This window comes from Rhizorhabdus sp. GW822-FHT03C02 (assembly GCF_058801765.1).
Map to the genome: position 1 here is coordinate 407,660 of NZ_JBXANN010000003.1, position 19,936 is coordinate 427,595.

Genomic DNA, 19,936 nt, shown 5'->3' on the forward strand with positions numbered 1-19,936 from the left:
CTAGATGCAGATTACTTTGCATGGGTCGTGCCAATTGAAAAAAGTCAGCAAAATCAATGATCGTTCATAAAAAAGGGTGAATAAATTTACTGATAGTGGGTGAATTTCGCCAACCGCATGGTGAAATTCACCATATCGGATCAGGCACCTTCGGAATTTTTGATGCGCCGGCGGATCAAGCGCCAACCCGCTATCGCCAAGCCGGCCACCACGGCCCAAGGCAGCAGGGTTGCCACCAGCAGCAACAGCATGCCCAAACTCTGTGCGAAGAAGCTTCCAAGCGACCCTATCGAATCGCCCAACGTCGCGAAGAAACCGGTGCCGGGGAGGCCGCCGGCCGATTGGTAGCTCAGGTCGAAGGCGGACATGGCGACGCGACCCCGTGCATCGGCAAGCCATGATTGTGCCGCATCGATTTCCTCCTGCACGTCCGCCACGCCCCGCTCGGCCGCGACCAGATCGGCGACCGGGCCCTTGCGGGTCTGGAGCAACTCCATCAGCCGGGCGGCGAGCGCCTGCTTGGCGCGCAGTCGCGCTTCGGTATCGACGATCTGTTTCGACAGATCCTCGGCTTCGATGCTGCTGTCGCTCTGGCTGCCGCCCGCGGCCACCGCGGATCGCGAGAGCGTCGCCGCGAACGAACGTGCGATCCCGGCATCGACCGCCAGCTTGAGCGAGGCGGCGGCCGATTTGCCCGCGGTGCGACGTTCCATGCCGAGGACGTGGCAGCGGCCGGGCCCCAGCCGGTCGCACAGCGCGATGTGGCGGTCGATCGTCGCCGCCACCGCATCCGCCGGCAGGTCGAACGCATAATGATAGGTATAGGCGATCTGCGGGATCGAGACTTTCAGGTTCCCGTCCGCTTTTTTGGCATTCGCGGCGGCCGCCGTGGCGTCGGCCATCGGCGCGGCTTGTTCGCCGGCTTCCTCGTGCTTGCTGCATCCGGTCAGCGTCAGCGCCAATGCAAGCGTCGCCGCCATCGTCGTCATGGGCTTCATCGATTACCCCCTGGGCGTTTTCGACGTCAATGTTTCGGGCTTTCGGCGAGCCGGGTCAGTTCGAGGAACTCCTGGCGACGATAGTCGGTCTGGGCGCCGGCCAGCGTGCGGGCGTCGGCCATGGTGAAGCCGCCGAGATATTTGTCGTCGCGCAGGATCTGGCCATAAGCGGCGACCGCGGCGGCGAAGGCCTGCTCGCCGGCGGGGGCGGGCGATCGGGCGAGGCCGGCCGCGGAGACCGCGGTCTCGATCAGCTTCGAACTCTCCTCGCCCGGCAATTTATAGCGCAGCTTGAGCCAGGCGAGCTCGCCGCCGCCCGATCCCTTCGCGGTCCTGGCATTGGCCGGATAATGCCGCTCGGGCAGCCAGCCCGCGGCGCCGGCAGGGACGATCTCGTAGAGCGCGGTCACCTGGTGGCCGGCGCCGATATCGCCGGCATCGACCTTGTCGTTGGCGAAATCCTCCTCGGCGAGCGCGCGGTTCTCATAGCCGATCAGCCGATATTGCGAGACCGTCGCCGGGTTGAACTCGACCTGGATCTTCACATCCTTGGCGATCGTGAACAAGGTCGCCGACAGTTCGTCGTCGAGCACTTTTCGCGCCTCCGAGGCGCCGTCGATATAGGCATAGTTGCCGTTCCCGACGTCGGCGATCTTCTCCATCATCGATTCATTGTAATTGCCGCGGCCAAAGCCGAGCGTGGTCAAAGTGATGCCGTCGTCGCGGTTACGTTTGACCAGTGCCTCGAGCCCGTCGTCGGAGGTGGTGCCGACATTGAAGTCGCCGTCGGTCGCCAGGATCACCCGGTTGATGCCGCCTTCGATCCGGTTGGCGCGGGCGGTCTCGTAAGCCAGCGCGATCCCCTGGCCGCCGGCGGTCGATCCGCCGGCATCGAGGCAGGCGAGCGCCTGGCGGATGAAGGCGGGCTTGGAGGTCGGCGCGAGCACCAGCCCCGCGGCGCCGGCGTAGACGACGATCGAGACCTTGTCCTGCGGCCGCATCCGATCGGCGAGCAGCCCGAGCGCGTTTTTCACCAGAGGCAGCTTGTCGGGCTCGTCCATCGACCCCGATACGTCGATCAGGAACACCAGATTGGCGGGTGGTCGTCCTCCGGCATCGACGTCGTAGCCGCGCAGGCCGATCCGCAGCAACCGGCTGTCCTTGTTCCACGGCGTCGCCGACAGCTCGGTCGATACGCTGAACGGGCGGCTGCGATCGCGCGGCGCCGGATAGGCATAGCGAAAATAGTTGAGCAGTTCCTCGGTGCGGACCGCACCGGCCGGTGGACGTTCGCCGTCGTGAAGGAAGCGCCGGACATTGGCATAGGCGCCGGTGTCGACGTCGACCGAGAAGGTCGAGACCGGCGCCTCGGCGACCGCCCGGATGCCGGCGACCGCCTCGGCGGCATAGCGATCGCCCTCGGCGCGCGGGCCCGTCACGGCCGCTGGGGCGATCGGCATGGCGCTGCTTTGCACCGGCGCGGCATTGCGTCGCGCCGTGACGATCATGTCGCCACCCGATCCCTGCATGGGAGGGGGAGGCGGGGGTGGCGGGGGCGGCGGCGGAGCCATCAGCGGAAGCGGCGCGATCACCGCGGGAGGCGCGGTTGGAACCGAGACGATGGGCGGGGCCATCCGATAGGCGCGGCGCCCGCGGCGGGCATCGCCTTCCGGTCGTCCATCGATCGAGCATAATACCGGCGAAACCGGTTTCGCCGCGGCGAGTGGAGGTGTCGCGCCTGTCGGTGCTGCGAGCAACGCCCCGATCGTCAGCCAGGCCAGCGGTCCGCGCATCAGAGCTCTCCACCATATGCCGCGGCGCGATGATCGCCGGGTCCGGGGATGGGATAATCGGACGGCCGGGCCGCGCACAAGCAGCACGCGCGCCCGATTGATCCAGGATGGAGCGATCTGCCGGCGGCTTGTCCGCGATCCCGAAGATGCTGGCCCGAAGATGCTGAAGCCTTCGGGATGGATTTGCTCAAGCGCCGAACGGTGTCATTTGAACAGGCCGCCCAATATGCCCCGCATCAGCTGTCCGGCGATGCCGCTCGATCCGCGCCGGCTGCTCCCGCCGAACACCGCGCGGCCGAGCTCGTTGGCGACCTGCCGGCCGACCGACGAGGCGGCGGCGCTGGTCGCCGAGCGGATCGCGCGGTCGATCGCGGTCGGCTTGGCGGCCTCGCGCGCGGCAGCGGCCTGGGCGCGGGCCGCTTCCTTCAGCTCGGCCTCGCGCTGCTTCGCCTCGATCTTGGCCTGTTCGGCGGCGGCCTTGTCGGCGGCGGCCTGCGCCTTGCTCGCCTCGGCGGCGGCCGACGCGGCGGTCGCGCGCGCCGCCAGGATCTCCTCGGCGGACTCGCGGTCGATCGCCTCGTCATATTTGCCCGCGACCGGAGAGATCGACACCAGCAGCGCGCGCTCCTTCGCATCGACCGGGCCGAGCCGCGAGCGCGGCGGCGCGATCAGGCTGCGCTGGACGATGCCGGGCGATCCATCCTCCTGGAGCAGCGATACCAGCGCCTCGCCGGTCCGCAATTCGGTGATCGCGGCGACGACGTCGAGATCGGGGTTGACCCGGAAGGTGTCGGCGGCGGCCTCGATCGCCTTCTGGTCGCGCGGGGTGAAGGCGCGCAGCGCGTGCTGGACCCGGTTGCCGAGCTGGGCCGCGACATCGTCGGGAATGTCGATCGGGTTCTGGGTGACGAAATAGACCCCGACCCCCTTCGAGCGGATCAGCCGCACCACCTGTTCGATCTTGTCGGCGAGCGCCTTGGGGGCGTCGTCGAACAGCAGATGCGCCTCGTCGAAGAAGAAAACGAGCTTGGGTTTGTCGGGGTCGCCGACCTCGGGGAGCGTCTGGAACAGTTCGGACAACAGCCACAGCAGGAAGGTCGCGTAGAGCTTGGGGCTCTGCATCAGCCGGTCGGCGGCGAGGATGTTGACGGTGCCGCGGCCCTGGTCGTCGACGCTCAGGAAGTCGTGGATGTCGAGCGCGGGCTCGCCGAAGAAATGGGCGCCGCCCTGGCTGTCGAGCTGGAGCAGCTGGCGCTGGATCGCGCCGACGCTGGCCTTGGTGACATTGCCATATCGGGCCGACAGCGCCTCGGCATTCTGCGCGCAATATGCGAGCATCGCCTGGAGATCGCCGAGGTCGAGCAGCAGCAGCCCCTCTTCGTCGGCAAGCCGGAAGGCGATGCTGAGGATGCCCTCCTGCACCTCGTTCAATCCCATCAGCCGGGCGAGCAGCAGCGGCCCCATCTCGCTGACGGTGGTGCGGATCGGGTGGCCCTGCTCGCCGTACAGATCCCAGAAGATCGCCGGATTGTCGCCCCAGACGAAATCGGCGACGCCGATCTCGGCGGCGCGCGCGACGAGCTTGTCGGCGTTCTTCGCGGTCGGCGATCCCGCCATCGCGATCCCCGACAGGTCGCCCTTCACATCGGCGAGAAACACCGGGACGCCGAGCTTCGAGAAGCTCTCGGCAATGCCTTGCAGGGTCACGGTCTTGCCGGTGCCGGTCGCGCCTGCGATCAGCCCGTGGCGATTGGCGCGGCGCAGGTTGAGATATTGCGGCGCGGTGCCGCCTTCGCCTGCACCGATGAAGATGCCATTTTCGTCCGCCACCCAAGCCTCCGTCACATTGATGATGGGGGTTTAGCGAAGGCTTTATTCGGGCGCCATCGGTGTCACGCGGCCCCGGCGCCAGGTGGCGATCGCATAGATCAGCAGCCCGCCCCAGATGAAGGCGAACGCGACCATGTGGATCGGCAGCAGCGGCTCGCCATAGAAGATCGCGCAGGCGAGCTGGAGCGTCGGCGCCAGATATTGCAGCAGCCCGAGATCGGCATAGCGGATGCGCTTGGCGGCGGCGGCGAACAGCAGCAGCGGGGTCGCGGTGACCAGCCCGCTCGACGCGATCAGCCAAAGCGGCGGGCTGCCCGGTGGCGGCAGCAGGCTGCCGTGGAACAGCAGCCAGCCGAGCGCGAGCGGCATCAGCAGCAGCGTCTCGACCAGCAGCCCCTCGAGCGAGTCGACCGGCGCCATCTTGCGCACCAGCCCGTAGAAGGCGAAGGTCAGCGCGAGCGCCAGCGACACCAGCGGCAATGCCTGCTGCCAGATCGCGAGCGTGGCGACCCCGACCGCCGCCAGGGCGATCGCGGCGAGCTCGGTCTGGCCGAGCCGTTCGCGCAGCACCACCATGCCGAGCAGCACATTGACCAGCGGGTTGATGAAATAGCCCAGACTCGCATCGAGGACATGCCCCGAATTGACCGCATGGATATAGATCAGCCAGTTGGCGCCGATCAGCGCCGCCGACAGGCACAGCGTGGCGATCAGCCACGGCCGGCGGACCACCGCCATGAACTGCCCGCCGCGCTTCCAGGCGATCGCGATCGCCAGCAGCAACAGCAGCGACCACAGGATCCGATAGGCGAGAATATCGACCGCCCCCAGCGGCCGCAGCAGCTTCAGGAAGATCGGCAGCAGCCCCCATATCGCATAAGCGGCGACGCCCATGGCGATGCCGGCGCGGGTCGGGGAAAGGGGCATGGGCTCGGGCTTTTTCTTGCCCCTCCCTGTTCAGGGAGGGGTAGGGGGTGGGTGGCGTAGCCGGAGGCTCGATGCCTCCGGCGTAGCTTTTGCGGGAGGTTGGGGACGCTCGCTGCGCTCGCGACCCACCCCAACCCCTCCCTTGAAAGGGAGGGGCTCATAAGGTCAAACCTCCTCCCGCCGGAAACAGTCCTTCGCATGGTCGTCGACCATCCCCACCGCCTGCATCCAGGCGTGGACGATCACCGGCCCGCAAAATTTGAAGCCCTTCGCCTTGAGCGCCTTCGACATCGCCTCGGACGCCGGGGTGCTCGCGGCGATGGTGACGCCGTCGCCCTTGTGCGGCCGGCCGCCGGCGAGATTCCAGGCGAAGGTCGCGAAATCCTCGCCGGCGTCGCGCATCGCCAGAAAGATCTTCGCGCCGCCGATCGTCGCCTCGATCTTGGCGCGGGCGCGGATGATGCCGGGATCGGCCATCAGCGCTTCGACCTTCGCTTCGTCATAGGCGGCGACCTTGACCGGGTCGAAGCCGTCGAACGCCCGGCGGAATCCCTCGCGCCGCTTGAGGATGATCGACCAGGACAGCCCCGCCTGGAAGCCCTCGAGCATCAGCATTTCCCACAGCGTCCGGCTGTCGCGGATCGGCACGCCCCATTCGGTGTCGTGATAGGCCGCCATCAACGGATCGCTGTTGGCCCAGCGGCAGCGGACCGGATCAGTCACGATCCGGGGCTCCGGGCGGGAAGAACGGGCGGTACGGCCGCGCCTCGTCGACGCAGCGCGCGATCGACGGGCGGGCGAGCAGACGCGCACGATAGGCGCTGGCGTGCGGCAGGTCCTCGCCGATCGGCCGGATCCAGTCGGCGTAGAACAGCGCGGGCGCGGCGGCGAGATCGGCCATGGTGAAGCCGTCGCCGACCGCCCATTCGCGGTCCTGCATCCGCGCGTCGAGCCAGCGATAGGCCAAATCGAGCGTGGCATGGCCCCGATCGACCCCGGTCGGATCCTTCTGTTCGGGGGGCATCATCGCGTCGGCGACATGCTTCTGCATCGGCGTCATGACATAATTGTCGAAGAAGCGGTCGAGCATCCGCACCTCGGCGGCGGCCACCGGATCGTCGGGGATCAGCGCGACCGGCCCCGGATGGTGGAGCGCGAGATGCTCGATGATCGAGGTCGCCTCGAAGATGGTGCGATCGCCGTCGACCAGCACCGGAAAACGCCTGAGCGACCAGACCTCCCCCAGTTCGGCGAAGGCCGCCTCATCGTCGAGCACGCGATAGTCGAAGGCGATGCCGTTCTCGTAGAAGGCGGCGATCGCCTTCTGGCAGTAAGAGGAGAAAGCGTGCGCGAAGAGCTTCATGCGGCGACTCCGGGAGGGACGCTGCGACTTCTGCCCGTCCGCGGTTTCGCGCGCAAAGAAAAAGGGCCGGTGGAGCGATGCTCGCACCGGCCCTGATGGCGGTCAGATAAGGACGATCAGGCCTTGCAGCTCAGCGTGCCCTTGCCCGGTGCGGTCAGGTCGATCGTCGCGGCGTCGCTGCTGATCGCATAGCCTGCAGCCTTGTACGGCTTGCCGGCGGCTTCGGCGGTCAGCACGGTCGGCGAACCGGCCTTGTCGGTCTTGTAGGTCGCAGTGTTGTTGTTGAAGAAGTCGATATAGACGACGCTGTTGTCCTTGCAGCGATAGGTGCGGCTGGCGGTCACCATCGGCGGCAGTTCGACCTTGGCGGCCGCGTTGAGCGCCTCCTTCTGGTCGTCGGGCGGGCCGGCGACGATCGTCTCGGGCTTCGAGTCGCACGCCGAAAGAGCAAGGGAAGCGCCGAAAAGCGCGGCTGCGGTGATGATGCGGGTTTTGATGAGCATAGCGCCGATACTCATCCGATTCTGTGTGCAGTGCGTCAAGGCTGTTGCGCGTTAAAATACCCGTTACAGCGCCGTTTTTGGGGGATTTGCGACGAAATCACGCTGCATTGAGAAAGAATGACAGCGCTTGCCACCGCTCGGCCTTCACGGTGAAGGGCAGGGTATAGGCCGGGCTGCTCGACGGCAGGTCGACCAGCGCCGGCGCCGAAATCGCACCGAGCTGCCGCCGGCCGATGCGCGCCGCGGTACCGCCGTTGAACCCGATCGCGCGCAGCTTCGGCAGCGACGCGACCAGTGTCGGCAGGTCGTTGGCGCGATGCTCGCGGATCGCGCCGTCGAGGCTGCCAGGCCGGATCGCGTCGGCGACGACATCCCACAGCCCGACCCGTGCCGCGCGCAGCGTCGCCAGCCGCGCCTCATAGTCCATCGCGTGGAGATCGCAGCCGATCGCGCCGCCGACCAGCCGCCAGAACTGGTTCTGCGGATGGGCATAATAGCGCGCGGCCTTCAGCGACGCCTCGCCTGGAAGACTGCCGAGCAGCAGCAGGCGGGTGTCGGCATCGACGACCGGAGGGAAGCTGGCCTTGCGCATCGCCGCGACATGGCGGCGCGGGGCGATCGGTGCAAGGGGAGGCGATCCGGGAAATCCGGGACCGCCTCCGGGAAAACCAGCGAGATCGTCCGAAGACGGGATCACGCGGTCTTGTCGATCAGCAGCGCGGTCTGGCTGCTGCTCGAGGACGCCGACGCGCCATAGCTGTCGTCGCTCGCGAGACTCTGGCGCAGCTTCTCGATCAGTGCGGTCAGCGCGTCGAGCTTGGTCGAGATGCTGTCGGTCGATCCGGTCGCCGAGACGCTGTCGTCATCGTCGTCGCCCGACGGCGGCGGGGGCGGCGGGCCACCGGCCGAGCCCGGACCGCCGGGACCGCCCGGGCCCTGTGCTTGATCGGGGGCGTTGGCGCCGAACATATCCTTGAGCTCGGCCGCCTGGTCGTCGGTGAGCTTGCCGTCCTTGACCTCCTGGTCGATCAGCCCGTCGATCTTGGTCTTCATCGCCGACGGGTCGGGCCGGGTGCCCGAGGTCGAGCCCGATGCCGACGAGGACAGCGCCTTGTCGATATCGTCGAGCGCGCCCGACAGCGCCGTCTCGTCGGTCTTGCTGATCGTTCCCGCCTGGGTCGCCGCTTCGAGCCGGGCGTTCATCCGCGCCCGGGGAGATTGCATTGCCGCCTGAGCGGAGAAGCCGCTTGAAATCGTCGTCATGTCCTGCCCTTTCGAATTCGGACCAATCCGATGGCCACCGGCATTCGATATGACAAACATGGTTAATCTGAAGTTAAATGAAAAATATCTCTGAGAATATCTTAAATAATATTTGAAAATAAGATATTAAACTGGGCGATGTTTCCCAGTTTTATTTATAAGGCGCGTTTGTAACAGGCGTTTTGCGGAATTTGCTACAAAACTGAAATGTTCGGGATTTTTCGGGTGTATGCGATCGACCTGCGCGGCACTGCCGCAAGACGGCAGGCTCGATGGCGGCGATGCGGCCGCGATAGGCTACGAGCCGGACAAGAGAAGCTTGCTTGTCGGGCGCACCCCCGCTCGGCTATCGCTGCGCCATGGCAATCGACAGTTTCGCGCAGAACGCGCTCGCCCTGATCGGCAACACCCCGCTCGTGCGGCTCAAGGGCGCGAGCGACGCGACCGGCTGCGAGATCCTCGCCAAGTGCGAGTTCATGAATCCCGGCGCCTCGGTCAAGGACCGCGCGGCGCTGGCGATCGTCACCGACGCCGAGGAGCGCGGGCTGCTCCAGCCGGGCGGGGTGATCGTCGAGGGCACCGCCGGCAACACCGGTATCGGCCTGGCGCTGGTCGGCAATGCCCGCGGCTATCGCACGATCATCGTCATGACCGACACCCAGAGCCGCGAGAAGCAGGACACGCTGCGCGCGCTCGGGGCCGAACTGGTGCTGGTGCCGCCGACCGCTTATTCGAACCCCGCCCATTATGTGCACACCTCGCGCCGGATCGCCGAGGACACGCCGGGCGCGCTATGGGCCAACCAGTTCGACAACACCGCTAACCGGCTCGCGCATATCCGCACCACCGCGCCCGAGATCTGGGCGCAGACCGGCGGCAAGGTCGACGGCTTCACCTGTGCGGCAGGCACCGGCGGCACGATCGCCGGGGTCGGGCTGGGTCTCAAGGAGTTCAACCCCGACGTCACCATCGCGCTGACCGATCCCTATGGCGCCGCCCTCTACAGCTATTTCGCGACCGGCGAACTGAAAGCCGAGGGCAACAGCGTCGCCGAGGGGATCGGCCAGAGCCGGATCACCGCGAATCTCGACGGCGCGCCGATCGACACCCAGTTCCGCGTCTCCGACGAGGAGGGGCTCGAACAGGTCTATGCGTTGCTCGAACATGAAGGGCTGTGCGTCGGCCTGTCGTCGGGGATCAACGTCGCCGGCGCGATCCGCCTCGCGCGGCAGATGGGGCCCGGCCACACGATCGTGACGATCCTGTGCGACAGCGGGATGCGCTACCTGTCGTCGCTGTTCAACAAGGAGTGGCTGGCGGCCAAGGGGCTGCCGGTACCGGCATTCCTGACCCGCGGGGAATGAGGTTCGGCGGATAACCCCGCACCCTCTGCCGTTCGTGTCGAGCGCAGTCGAGACACGTTTCGCGACGTTGCGTGGGGTGTCTCGACTGCGCTCGACACGAACGGTCGGGGTTTTGGTTACCCCGGATAGCGTTCCACCAGCGCCTTCAACCGCCCGCTGATCTCCACCGGCAGGGCGAAGCCCTCCTTGTGATAGTCCTGCGTGCCGGCGATGCGGCGCTCGATCAGCGTGTCGTGCATGTCGCCCATCAGCCCGTTGATCGCCGCGAGCGCGCGCGACATCCGGAAGGACTGCTCGGTCGGCGCGATCGTGCGCAGGCTGTCGTAGAACGACACCTGGCGGCTGATGATCTTGCGGGTGGCGTGGAATTCGTGGCCGGTGACCTGCTCCTTGGCCAGCACGCCGCGGAGGGTGACGACCTGGCGTTCGACATAGCGCCGGAACGACGCGGTGTCGGTGGGCGTGAAATTGTCAATCTCGCGCGTCAGCAGCGTCTGCGGCAGCCGGCTGAGGAAGCCGTGCGCCAGCGCGACCTCGCGCTTCACCGCGCGCGCCTCGCCATTTTTGAACGCATCCTGGAGGTGGCCCATCGCGGTCGTCATCCAGTCGAGGATCACCGGATAGCGGTGCTTCGCGCCATAGAGCGCATAAGCGAAGCGCAGATGCTTGAACTTGGCGCGGGCATATTTGAAGCGCAGCCGGTCGGCGGGGCTCAGATCATGGTCGCGGCCGAGCAGCCGGGTCAGTTCGACCAGTTCGGCATGATCGACACCGGTCTTCCACAATTGGCGGCAGATCCGGAAACAGTCGAGCAGCTGCTCCTCGTCATGGTCGAGGGTGATGCGGTCGGGCAGGTCGGTGACCGGGTCGAGCACGTCGTCGATCAGCACCGCTTCGAACAGGGCCTCGCACTGCGCGTCGCTGAACCGCTTCGCATCGAGCGCGCGTGCGTCGAGGGTTCGCTTGCCCGTCTGTCCCGGGCGAGCGGTCGGGGGCGCCAGCGCGGCGGGGAAGGCGAGGCCATCGGTGGCGGCGCGGCGGCTATAGGGCGAGGGTTGCGGCAGGTCGTGGCCGAACGGAAATTCGATCTTCATGCTGACAAGACGTCGCTGCGCGAGCCGACCCGTCATGAATATTTCAGATGTGCAATATCTCGTTACAAGCCGCGATCAGGCGGCGCCTTCGCTCCGCGCGTAACAGGCGGCCAGCGCCGTCAGCCGGTCGCGAATCTCGGCGGGCAGCGGGAAGTTCTGCTTGTGATAATCGAGCGTGCCGGCGATCCGCCGCTGGATCAGCTCGTCGTGCATCGCCCCCATCAGCCCGTTGATCGCGGCGAGCGCGCGCGACATCCGGTAGGCCTCTTCGGACGGGGCGATCGTGCGCAGACTGTCGTAGAAGGAGACCTGGCGGCTGACGATCTTGCGGGTCTCGTGAAATTCATGGCCGGTCATCCGGTCGCGGGCCAGCACGCTGCGCAGGATCGCCACCTGGCGTGCGACATAGGCGCGGAACGATCGCGATCCGCCCGGCCGGAAATGGTCGACCTCGCGCCGCAGCAGCGCCTGCGCCGGCGCGCTCAGGAAAGCGCGCGCGATCATCACCTCGCGCCCGATCGCGCCGACATGACCATTTTTGAACGCGTCCTGGAGATGCCCCATCGCCGTCGTCATCCAGTCGAGGATGGTCGGATAGCGATGCTTCGCGCCGTAGAGCGCGAAGGCGAAGCGCAGATGCTTGAACCGGGCGCGGACATATTTGAAGCGCAGCCGCTCGGCCTCGTCGAGGTCATGGTCGCGGCCGATCCGGCGGGTCAGCGCGCGCAGCTCGTCGCGGTCGACCCCGGTCTTCCACAATTGGCGGCAGATCCGGAAACAGTCGAGCAGATGGTCCGGGTCATGGTCGAGGGTGATCGTCTCGGGCAGGTCGGTGACCGGGTCGACGACGTCGTTGACCAGCACCGCCGCGAACAGCGCTTCGCATTGCGCGTCGCTGAAGCGCTTCGCGTCGAGCATCGCGGCGTCGAGAACGGGAGCGTCAGGGGGAATGGGGGCGTCAGGCATGGAGGATATCGAGCGCGGGGGCGTCGAGGATCATGCCACGGCCTGTACCCCCACCAATGCATGCTGTCGATAGATGGCGCGGCGGCGATAGCTCGCCAGCACCGGCGCCAGCATGAACCCCGCCAGCGCCAGCGTGCCGAGCAGATAGGCGATCCCCGCGCCGGTCAGCCCGAAGCGATGAGTGAGCACCGCGAGCAGGCCGATATAGACCGCGGCCGCCGCGAGCTGCGCGACCAGCGAGGCGCGCTGGCGCCCGACCATGTAGAGCAAGGATTCGAGCGGGAAGCTCGCCATCGAGATCATCAGCGACCAGGTCATCAGCTGCAGCAGGTCGAACGACGCCAGATATTTGCGGCCGAACACGAAACCGATGACCGGCTTGCCGCCGACCATGATCAGCAGCGCGACCGCAATCCCGATCAGCCCGGCGATCGCCCCGACCCTGAGGCCCAGCCGCCAGGGCTGTTTGGTGGCGGGATCGAGCCGCATGATCTCCGGATAGAAGCCGCGGCTGAGCAGTTCGGCGGGCTTGCTGGTCGAATCGAGCAGGGTGCTGGCGATCTTGTAGAGCCCGGCCGCGACCGGGCCCAATATGCTGGCGACCACCAGATTGCTGATCGGTCCCCAGGCGGCATAGAGCGAATGGGCGATGTTGGTGGTCCACACGAACCCCCAGGCCTCGGGCAGCCGCCGCGCGGTGCCGAATAGCCCGGGGCGCAGCGCGTCGAGCATGCCCCGCCGGCGCAGTTCGCGCGCGGCATACCACCACAGCAGCAGGTCGGCGCCGAGATCGGCGACATACCAGGTGACGACGAAGCCGGTGAAGCCGAGATGGCCGAAATAGGAGATCGCGGCGCCGCCCGCGCGCAGCACCGGGGTCGCGAGCTGCTGCACCCCGATCAGGTCGAACCGGTCGAGCAGGCGCAGCACCCCGGTCGCGGTCGCCGCCGACATCGTCGGCACCAGCGTGCAATAGACCAGGGCCAGCCAATAATCCTCGCCGGTCAGGCCGAACCATCCGGAGAGCCACGGCAGCGCCGCCATCGCCCCGACCATGCCGACCAGGCCGCTGACGATGTCGAGCCCGAAGGCGAAGCGGATCGTGTCGCGCACGAAGGCGTCGTCGCCGCGGTGGAGCGCCGGGGCGGCGTAGCGGATGATGAACTGCCAGGTCTGGAACTTGACGATCGCGCCGGCGCCGGTGGCGTAGGTGTGGATCACCATCAATATGCCGAACAGCAGCGGGGTCAGGCCATGGCCGGCCCAGGCGAGCGCGGCGAGGCTCAGCGGCGCGCCGAGCAGCTTGGCCGATCCGAGATAGCTGGCGTTGCGCAGGACGGCGCGGAACACGCCGTCCGCGAACCAGCGCCTCATCGGCCTGCCGCCGCCTCGGGCGAGGGGCCGCCATCGGCCCAGATCGCGGCACCCAGCGTGGTGGTGATCGCGGCCTTGGCCTGGCGCAGCACCTCGTCGAGCGGCAGGGTCGCGTCGATATCGACGATCGGGGCGCCCTCGAAGGTGAGGCGCGGCACATCCTCGACCTTGGTCTTCAGCGAGGAGGGGCGGTGATCGGGCTTGCGCGCGAGCGCGGTCGCCAGATCGACGTTGAGCCGGATCACCAGCGTCGGCCGATAGGCGACCATCCATTCATATTGGCGGCGCTCGCGCCGGGCGAGGAAGCGGGCGATCGCATTGTCGCCATGCGCCGCCTTGGCAAGGCCCAGCCCGTCCATCGGCCCCGGCACGCCGAGCTGGGGAAAACGATCGGCGAGGATCGCGATGCCGCGCGCGCGGATCGTCAGCATCCGCCGGAACCGCCGCACCCGCCGCATCGAGAAGAGATAGATGATCAGCGCGGTGAAGGCGCCGGGCCCCTTCTTCTCGCGCGCGCCCTCGGCCTTGGTGCTGATCGTCTTGTCGAGCCGCTGGCCGACGATCGGCCAGCGCGCGATCGCGCGGCCGATATTGCCGGTCTGCTTGCCGAGATGGCACATTTCGGTCGGCCGCCGCTCGCGCATCCACGCCAGCAAGGCTTCGCCGACGGTCGATTTGCCCGATCCGTCCGATCCAACGATCGCGATCAGCGGCGCCTGGTCTTGGGCAATGGTCATCGGCGCCTATTGATGCTTGTGCGATCGAATTACCAGAGGCGACGCGAAGGATCGCGCCGTCTTGGGTCAGGCGGCGCGCACCATCCGGTGGCCGGCGTCGCCGATCACCCGCCGGGTGATGTCGAGCGCTTTCGCACGAACCTCTTCATAGGGCCGGCGGCTGTCGAGATCGACGATGAAGGCATCGTTGAAGCGCAGCAGCGGGGTCACCGCGACCTTGCGCGCCAGCAGGTCAGGCTTGTGGTCGGGCTTGCGGGCATGCGCGGTCTCGACGTCGATGTTCAGCCGGATCACGACGTCGGGCAGGTGGCTCGCCATCTCCAGATAAAGGTCGCGCTCGCGCGCCGCGAGCCAGGCGACCAGCCGGCTGCCCGCGCGCGCCGCCGACAGGCCGGGGCCGTCATAGAAGCCCGCGACCTCGGTCTGCGGATAGCGATCGGTGATCACGCTGATCCCGCGTGCGCGCAACGCCATCATCTTGCGGAAGCGGCGGCGGCGCAGCAGCGACAGGCCGAACACCACCAGCGCGGTCGGGAGCCCCGGGATCTTCGCGTCCTTGGTGCGGGTCTGGGTGGCCTTCTTGACCAGCTTGCGCTCGATCGCGGGGCCGATCAGCGGCCAATGCTTGATCCGTTCGCCGAGATCGCCGGTGCCGAGCCCCAGATAGCAGGTCTCGATCGGGCCGTCCTTGCTCAGTTCGATCCGCATGTCGGCCGACAGGGTCGACTTGCCCGATCCGTCGCAGCCGATGATCGCGATCAGCGGCGCCAGGCCCCTGTCCGACTCGCTGTTGTCCGACACGCCGCTACCCGGCATATCGTGGCGGAGCTGGCGCATTCCATGAGGCAGGTCATGGCCGAGGAGGAAATCGATCTTCATATTGCCATGACGTCGTAGCAGAAACAAAACCGTCATAAAAATTACATAACTTTAATTTTTCCTGCGGGTCTGCGTTCAGCGCGGCGTCATGATGGCGGTAGCCCTGTCGTGGATGCGGCCGCGCGATCGCGGGCCTGTCAGCGCCGTTTCGGCCGCTCGCTCTTCACGCCCAGCACCGATCCGAACCTGGCCCAGGGAACCGGGGCATTGGCGGGGGCTTCACCGAGCAGCTTGTGCCAGGCGGCGTCGGCGGCGCGCTTGCGCAGCGCGAGGTAGACGATCTCGAGTTGCCACAGGTCGAGCGCGGCGAGGCCGGCATCGTTCCATTCGAACCGCTCGACCTGATCGCCCTGCCACTCGCCGACCTTCATCGCGACCAGATTCGGCGCGAGCGCGAAGTCGGGCGCGCGACCCTTGATCGCGTCTATCAGCATCTCGCGGTCGACGGTGAGTGAACTCATGCATCCTTCCCAAACCGCCATCCTACAGGCTCGATCGCCCGCGGCAAACGCTTGCATAGGAGATAGGGATAGGGTGGCGATATTGCATCGGGCCATATTGCCTCGGGATTGCGTCCCGTTATCGCCCGTGCTGGCGCCGCGCGTGCATCGGCTATAATCGATGGCCATGACCGCAAGACCCGTCGTCCTGATCGCCCAGCCGCACCTCGCGCCGCTGATCGCGGCACTGTCGCCCTCCTATGAGGCGCTGCCGCTGTGGGAAGCGGCGGGGGAGGCGCGGCGGGCGGAGGCGCGCGCGATCGTCACCGCCGGCGAATATCGGCTCGATCCCGCGCGGCTCGCGGCGATGCCCGATCTCGGGCTGATCGCCTGCTTCACCGTCGGCTATGACGGGGTCGATCTCGACTGGGCGCGAGCGCGCGGCATCCAGGTCGGCCATGCGCTCCACGCCAATGACGAGGATGTCGCCGACCATGTCATCGGGCTGATCCTCGCCCAGCGCCGCCGGATCGTCGACGGCGACCGCGCGGTGCGCGGCGGCGGCTGGGTCCGCGGCGCCAAGACGATCACCCGGTCGCTCGGCGGCGCGCGGATCGGTATCGTCGGTCTCGGCAGCATCGGCGTCGCGGTCGCGCGCCGGGCGGAGGCGATGCGGATGCGGGTCGGCTGGTGGGGGCCGAATCCCCGGCCCGACGCCGCGTGGCCGCGCGCCGACAGCCTGCTCGCGCTGGCGGCGGAAAGCGACATCCTCGTCGTCGCGGCGCGCGCGCATGCCGGCAATGCGGGGCTGATCTCGGCGGCGGTGATCGATGCGCTGGGGCCCGACGGTCTGCTCGTCAACGTCGCCCGCGGCCAGCTCGTCGACGAGGACGCGCTGATCGCGGCGCTGCAGGGCGGCCGCCTCGGCGGCGCCGCGCTCGACGTCTTCGCCGAGGAGCCGACCCCGGCCGATCGCTGGGAGTGCATCCCCAACCTCGTCCTCACCCCGCACACCGCCGGCGCGACCGACCAGGCGGTGGCGATGATGACCGGCATGCTGCGCGCCAATCTCGCCGCCTTCTTCGCCGGCGAGCCGCTGCCGACGCCGGTGGAATAGGGGCGCGAAGTACGCGGACTGATTCGACAGTCGCTAAGCTGGGATGAATTGCACCCTTCCTCGTCACCCCGGAACAGGTCCGGGGTGACGAAGAAAGGAAGAAAACGCGCCTTAAGTTAGCGCCCGTGGGAAGCCGCGGCAGGCAGATGGCGCGCCATCCGCACTTCGAGCAGGCGGATCAGCGCAGGATCCATGAAATCATAATCGTCGGGAATGTCGAGGCAGACCACCCGCTTGCCGCCGAGCCAGCGGCGGAAGCGCTTCTGTAGCTTGCTGCGGTGGGTCTTCTCCATCACGACGATCATGTCCGCCCAGGCGACCAGTTCGGACGTCAGCGGATTCTCGGCGTCGTGATTGGTGCCCGCCGACGACACTTCGATATCGTCGCGCTTCGCGAAGATCTGCTCGGCGGTCGGGCTGCGCAGCCGGTTCTGGCTGCAGACGAACAGGACGGTTTTCAGCGGCGATCCTCCATGCGTCCACCTATGGCGCAACAATGTCCCCGACAAGCCGCGCCGCACTGCAACAAAATTTGCGCAATACGTCATCGTCCCCTTGCGCGGCGCCGGGAAAACGGGCCTTCTGCGATCCCTTCGCCGGGGAGTTTCATGCCGACCGATCCGCTCGATCTCGAGGAATTGCGCCGTCTCTACGCCGGATCGGGCGGGGCCGACATCTATGATCCGCATTTCCGCGAGGTGGCGGGGCTCAACTTCAAGGATGGCGACAAGCGCCGCTGGCCGTTCGCGCAGCCCTCGACCCTGCTCGACGCGCCCTATATCGTCGGCGGGCTCGATCCGGCGACCCTCGAAAATCTCGACGTTGCGCTGATCGGGGTCCCGATGGACCTGGGCGTCACCAACCGTCCGGGCGCGCGCTACGGCCCGCGTGCGGTGCGTGGGGTCGATCGCATCGGTCCTTATGAACATGCGCTGCGGGTCGCGCCGATGGGCAGGCTCAAGGTCGCCGATGTCGGCGACGTGCCGATGCAGAGCCGCTACGATCTCGCTTTGTGCCATGCCGACATCGAGGATTGCTACCGGATGATCGGGGCAACCCGCGCGGTGCCGCTGTCGGTCGGCGGCGATCATTCGATCACCGGATCGATCATGAAGGGGCTGGCGGCGTCGCGCGGGCCGATGGGGATGGTCCATTTCGACGCGCATTGCGACACCGGCGGCATCTATGAGGGATCGAAATTCCACCATGGCGCACCGTTCCGCGAGGCGGTGCTGGCCGGCGTGCTCGACCCGAAGCGCTCGATCCAGATCGGCATCCGCGGTGGCGCCGAATATCTGTGGGAATTCTCCTTCGCCTCGGGGATGACCGTCATCCACGCCGAGGAGGTCGCCGAGATGGGCATGGCGGCGGTGGTCGCCAAAGCGCTCGAGGTGGTCGGCGATGGCCCGACCTATGTCACCTTCGACGTCGACGGGCTCGATCCGGTCTATGCCCCCGGCACCGGCACCCCCGAAATCGGCGGGCTGTCGACCCGCGAGGCGCTGCAGCTGCTGCGCGGGCTGGCCGGGATCGACATCATCGGCGGCGACGTCGTCGAGGTCGCGCCCGAATATGATCCGACCACGCTGACCGCGCAGGCCGCGGCGCAGATGCTGTTCCAGCTGCTCTGCCTGGTCCAGCTCAGGCGATGAGCGCAGCCGGCGCGCCCAAAGCCGGTCGCGAACCTGGCCCCGAACCGGCCCTGCGCCGCGGGATCACCGGCCCCGGTTATTTCGCGCTCGGCTTCGGCACCATCGTCGGATCGGCCTGGATGGTGCTGATGGGCGATTGGGTCGGCCCGGCCGGACCGGGCGGGGCGGTGCTCGCCTTCATGGGCATGACCCTGCTGATGATCCCGGTCGCCGCGGCCTATGCCGAAATGGTCGCGCGGGTGCCGCATGCCGGCTGCGAATTCGTCTTCGTCGAGCGCGCGATCGGGCCGTGGACCGGCTTCACCACCGGCTGGTTCCTCACTCTCTATTTTATCGGCATCACCGCGTTCGAGGGGCTGGCCTTGTCCTGGTTCCTCGAAAATCTGGTGCCGGCTTGGGGCGGGATGACCCCGCTCTATACCCTGCTCGGCAAGCCGGTGACCGCGCTCGACCTCGGTGTCGGGCTGGCCGGCGCGCTGTTCATGACCGGGCTCAACATGTCGGGGGCGACGATCGCGGTCGGTTTCCAGAAGATCGTCACCTTCGCCTTTCTCACGGCCTCGGCGCTGCTGGTGGTGTTCGGCTTCGCCCGGGGCGATCCGGCGAACTGGCAGCCCTTGTTCGATTCGACCCAGCATCGCTCCTTCGCCAGCGGTATGTTCGTGATGCTGGCGGCGGCGGGGATGTGGCTGTCTGGCTTCCAGACCGCGGCCTCGGCGATCGAGGAGCGCGCGCCGGGCACCTCGCTGCGCACCGTCGCGCGGGCGATGATGGTCTCGGTCGCGGTCGCGGCGATCTTCTACAGCCTGATCATCCTCGCCTCGTCGTCGCTGCTGCCGTGGAAGGAACTGACCAGCGGCGCGCTGCCGGTCGCCGCCGCCTTCGACCATGCGCTCGCCGGCGGCCTCGCGACCAAGGCGATCATCCTCGTGGCGATGGCGTCGCTGATCAAGACCTGGAACGCGATGCATCTGAGCGCGACCCGGGTGATCCTCGCCGAGGCGCGCGCCGGCTTCCTGCCCGCCGGCCTCGCCCATATCGACGCCCGCACCGGTGCGCCGAGGCGCGCGGCGCTGCTCGTCGGCATCTTCACCTGTATCGGCGTGGTCGCCGGCCGCGGCGCGATCGGCCCGATCATCTCGATGGGGACGATGTGCACCACCAGCATCGCCGCGCTGGCGCTGGTCGCGCTGATGCGGCTGCGCGCGGCGGACAGGGAGGGGGCGCCGCGCCCGGCTTTCGTCCTCGCCGGCGGCAAGCCGGTGCTGCTCGCAATCACCTTGGGCGCCACGGTGGTGGCGATCGCCGCGGTCACCACCCCGTTCGGCGTCACCCCGGGCATCCCGACCGAGATCTGGCTGATGCTCGGCTGGATCGTCCTCGGCGTGGCGCTGGTCGCGGTGCAGCGGCTCGTGGCGGGCATCGGCCGGTCGGTGCCGGTGGTCGCGGTGGGTGAGGGCTAGCTTGCTTCGGTCGATGGAAATGATTGTGCAGACCGTTCAGATGCGGATAGCCCACGAACAAGCCCAGGCGCTCAGCCCCAGATAAATCACCACGACCAACCAGAATTGGACCGGCCGTTCGCTTCGGCGAGGGTCCATTTTTGGATTGCCCGCGGGCATTCCCGTACGAATCG

Annotated in this window: 20 protein-coding genes; 4 read left to right on the forward strand and 16 right to left on the reverse strand. The window is 67.4% G+C overall.

The window, feature by feature from the left end; all coding sequences use genetic code 11:
* Positions 1-140: 140 nt before the first annotated feature.
* The 9 genes from AC1RM6_RS11710 to AC1RM6_RS11750 form a co-directional block, all read right to left on the reverse strand.
* Positions 141-998: a DUF4349 domain-containing protein gene (locus AC1RM6_RS11710; protein ID WP_493101300.1), complete on the reverse strand. Its 858-nt coding sequence runs from the start codon at positions 996-998 to the stop codon at positions 141-143.
* 26 nt (positions 999-1,024) lie between these two features.
* On the reverse strand, positions 1,025-2,458 hold the full coding sequence (locus AC1RM6_RS11715; RefSeq protein ID WP_493101302.1) for a vWA domain-containing protein: 1,434 nt from the start codon (positions 2,456-2,458) through the stop codon (positions 1,025-1,027).
* Between the two features lie 537 nt (positions 2,459-2,995).
* A complete protein-coding gene (locus tag AC1RM6_RS11720; protein WP_493101304.1) occupies positions 2,996-4,621 on the reverse strand; it encodes a helicase HerA-like domain-containing protein in 1,626 nt (541 codons plus the stop codon).
* A gap of 42 nt (positions 4,622-4,663) precedes the next feature.
* Complete coding sequence (rarD, locus tag AC1RM6_RS11725) at positions 4,664-5,548, reverse strand: EamA family transporter RarD (protein ID WP_493101306.1); 885 nt, start codon at positions 5,546-5,548, stop codon at positions 4,664-4,666.
* 165 nt (positions 5,549-5,713) lie between these two features.
* The gene (locus tag AC1RM6_RS11730) at positions 5,714-6,271 is read right to left on the reverse strand and encodes a DNA-3-methyladenine glycosylase I (RefSeq protein WP_493101308.1); all 558 of its coding nucleotides are present in this window, start codon (positions 6,269-6,271) and stop codon (positions 5,714-5,716) included.
* Positions 6,264-6,911, reverse strand: coding sequence for a glutathione S-transferase family protein (locus AC1RM6_RS11735; protein ID WP_493101310.1), 648 nt, complete (start codon positions 6,909-6,911; stop codon positions 6,264-6,266). Before AC1RM6_RS11735 ends, AC1RM6_RS11730 begins: the two co-directional genes overlap by 8 nt.
* 116 nt (positions 6,912-7,027) lie before the next feature.
* Positions 7,028-7,414, reverse strand: coding sequence for a hypothetical protein (locus AC1RM6_RS11740; protein ID WP_493101312.1), 387 nt, complete (start codon positions 7,412-7,414; stop codon positions 7,028-7,030).
* A 97-nt stretch (positions 7,415-7,511) separates the two neighbouring features.
* Positions 7,512-8,006: a DNA-deoxyinosine glycosylase gene (locus AC1RM6_RS11745; RefSeq protein ID WP_493101566.1), complete on the reverse strand. Its 495-nt coding sequence runs from the start codon at positions 8,004-8,006 to the stop codon at positions 7,512-7,514.
* A gap of 101 nt (positions 8,007-8,107) precedes the next feature.
* Complete coding sequence (locus AC1RM6_RS11750; RefSeq protein WP_493101314.1) at positions 8,108-8,677, reverse strand: hypothetical protein; 570 nt, start codon at positions 8,675-8,677, stop codon at positions 8,108-8,110.
* A 359-nt stretch (positions 8,678-9,036) separates the two neighbouring features.
* Here AC1RM6_RS11750 and AC1RM6_RS11755 point away from each other — a divergent pair, with 359 nt between their 5' ends.
* A complete protein-coding gene (locus AC1RM6_RS11755; RefSeq protein WP_493101568.1) occupies positions 9,037-10,041 on the forward strand; it encodes a cysteine synthase A in 1,005 nt (334 codons plus the stop codon).
* A gap of 116 nt (positions 10,042-10,157) precedes the next feature.
* On the opposite strand, the gene AC1RM6_RS11760 is transcribed toward AC1RM6_RS11755, so the two are convergent.
* From AC1RM6_RS11760 to AC1RM6_RS11785, 6 genes are all read right to left on the reverse strand, one after another.
* Complete coding sequence (locus AC1RM6_RS11760) at positions 10,158-11,135, reverse strand: hypothetical protein (protein WP_493101315.1); 978 nt, start codon at positions 11,133-11,135, stop codon at positions 10,158-10,160.
* A 75-nt stretch (positions 11,136-11,210) separates the two neighbouring features.
* Positions 11,211-12,101, reverse strand: a complete 891-nt coding sequence (locus AC1RM6_RS11765; protein WP_493101317.1) for a hypothetical protein — start codon at positions 12,099-12,101, stop codon at positions 11,211-11,213.
* Positions 12,102-12,131: 30 nt separating this feature from the next.
* Positions 12,132-13,475, reverse strand: coding sequence for a lipopolysaccharide biosynthesis protein (locus AC1RM6_RS11770; protein WP_493101319.1), 1,344 nt, complete (start codon positions 13,473-13,475; stop codon positions 12,132-12,134).
* Positions 13,472-14,212, reverse strand: coding sequence for a nucleoside/nucleotide kinase family protein (locus AC1RM6_RS11775; RefSeq protein WP_493101321.1), 741 nt, complete (start codon positions 14,210-14,212; stop codon positions 13,472-13,474). The genes AC1RM6_RS11770 and AC1RM6_RS11775 overlap by 4 nt, the downstream gene beginning before the upstream one ends.
* 66 nt (positions 14,213-14,278) lie before the next feature.
* The gene (locus AC1RM6_RS11780; protein WP_493101323.1) at positions 14,279-15,091 is read right to left on the reverse strand and encodes a nucleoside/nucleotide kinase family protein; all 813 of its coding nucleotides are present in this window, start codon (positions 15,089-15,091) and stop codon (positions 14,279-14,281) included.
* A 137-nt stretch (positions 15,092-15,228) separates the two neighbouring features.
* Complete coding sequence (locus AC1RM6_RS11785) at positions 15,229-15,552, reverse strand: hypothetical protein (protein WP_493101325.1); 324 nt, start codon at positions 15,550-15,552, stop codon at positions 15,229-15,231.
* Positions 15,553-15,718: 166 nt separating this feature from the next.
* Between AC1RM6_RS11785 and AC1RM6_RS11790 the strand changes: the two genes are divergently transcribed.
* Entirely contained in the window at positions 15,719-16,648 is a 930-nt protein-coding gene (locus tag AC1RM6_RS11790) for a 2-hydroxyacid dehydrogenase (protein ID WP_493101327.1), read from the forward strand.
* A 116-nt stretch (positions 16,649-16,764) separates the two neighbouring features.
* Here AC1RM6_RS11790 and AC1RM6_RS11795 read toward each other — a convergent pair whose 3' ends face one another.
* Positions 16,765-17,142 (reverse strand): low molecular weight protein tyrosine phosphatase family protein, encoded by a 378-nt coding sequence (locus tag AC1RM6_RS11795; protein WP_493101329.1) that lies wholly within the window; start codon positions 17,140-17,142, stop codon positions 16,765-16,767.
* A gap of 114 nt (positions 17,143-17,256) precedes the next feature.
* Between AC1RM6_RS11795 and speB the strand changes: the two genes are divergently transcribed.
* Complete coding sequence (gene speB, locus AC1RM6_RS11800; RefSeq protein ID WP_493101331.1) at positions 17,257-18,300, forward strand: agmatinase; 1,044 nt, start codon at positions 17,257-17,259, stop codon at positions 18,298-18,300.
* Positions 18,297-19,763 (forward strand): APC family permease, encoded by a 1,467-nt coding sequence (locus AC1RM6_RS11805; RefSeq protein ID WP_493101333.1) that lies wholly within the window; start codon positions 18,297-18,299, stop codon positions 19,761-19,763. The genes speB and AC1RM6_RS11805 overlap by 4 nt, the downstream gene beginning before the upstream one ends.
* Positions 19,764-19,936: the final 173 nt, after the last annotated feature.

Bases quoted from the DNA above. Each gene is read 5' to 3' on its own strand.
- AC1RM6_RS11740 (WP_493101312.1), bottom strand. From the start codon at position 7,414: ATGCTCATCAAAACCCGCATCATCACCGCAGCCGCGCTTTTCGGCGCT.
- AC1RM6_RS11735 (WP_493101310.1), bottom strand. From the start codon at position 6,911: ATGAAGCTCTTCGCGCACGCTTTCTCCTCTTACTGCCAGAAGGCGATC.
- AC1RM6_RS11780 (WP_493101323.1), bottom strand. From the start codon at position 15,091: ATGAAGATCGATTTCCTCCTCGGCCATGACCTGCCTCATGGAATGCGC.
- speB (WP_493101331.1), top strand. From the start codon at position 17,257: ATGCCGACCGATCCGCTCGATCTCGAGGAATTGCGCCGTCTCTACGCC.
- AC1RM6_RS11755 (WP_493101568.1), top strand. From the start codon at position 9,037: ATGGCAATCGACAGTTTCGCGCAGAACGCGCTCGCCCTGATCGGCAAC.
- rarD (WP_493101306.1), bottom strand. From the start codon at position 5,548: ATGCCCCTTTCCCCGACCCGCGCCGGCATCGCCATGGGCGTCGCCGCT.
- AC1RM6_RS11765 (WP_493101317.1), bottom strand. From the start codon at position 12,101: ATGCCTGACGCCCCCATTCCCCCTGACGCTCCCGTTCTCGACGCCGCG.
- AC1RM6_RS11775 (WP_493101321.1), bottom strand. From the start codon at position 14,212: ATGACCATTGCCCAAGACCAGGCGCCGCTGATCGCGATCGTTGGATCG.
- AC1RM6_RS11715 (WP_493101302.1), bottom strand. From the start codon at position 2,458: ATGCCGATCGCCCCAGCGGCCGTGACGGGCCCGCGCGCCGAGGGCGAT.
- AC1RM6_RS11750 (WP_493101314.1), bottom strand. From the start codon at position 8,677: ATGACGACGATTTCAAGCGGCTTCTCCGCTCAGGCGGCAATGCAATCT.
- AC1RM6_RS11805 (WP_493101333.1), top strand. From the start codon at position 18,297: ATGAGCGCAGCCGGCGCGCCCAAAGCCGGTCGCGAACCTGGCCCCGAA.
- AC1RM6_RS11710 (WP_493101300.1), bottom strand. From the start codon at position 998: ATGAAGCCCATGACGACGATGGCGGCGACGCTTGCATTGGCGCTGACG.
- AC1RM6_RS11790 (WP_493101327.1), top strand. From the start codon at position 15,719: ATGACCGCAAGACCCGTCGTCCTGATCGCCCAGCCGCACCTCGCGCCG.
- AC1RM6_RS11785 (WP_493101325.1), bottom strand. From the start codon at position 15,552: ATGAGTTCACTCACCGTCGACCGCGAGATGCTGATAGACGCGATCAAG.
- AC1RM6_RS11770 (WP_493101319.1), bottom strand. From the start codon at position 13,475: ATGAGGCGCTGGTTCGCGGACGGCGTGTTCCGCGCCGTCCTGCGCAAC.
- AC1RM6_RS11745 (WP_493101566.1), bottom strand. From the start codon at position 8,006: ATGCGCAAGGCCAGCTTCCCTCCGGTCGTCGATGCCGACACCCGCCTG.
- AC1RM6_RS11760 (WP_493101315.1), bottom strand. From the start codon at position 11,135: ATGAAGATCGAATTTCCGTTCGGCCACGACCTGCCGCAACCCTCGCCC.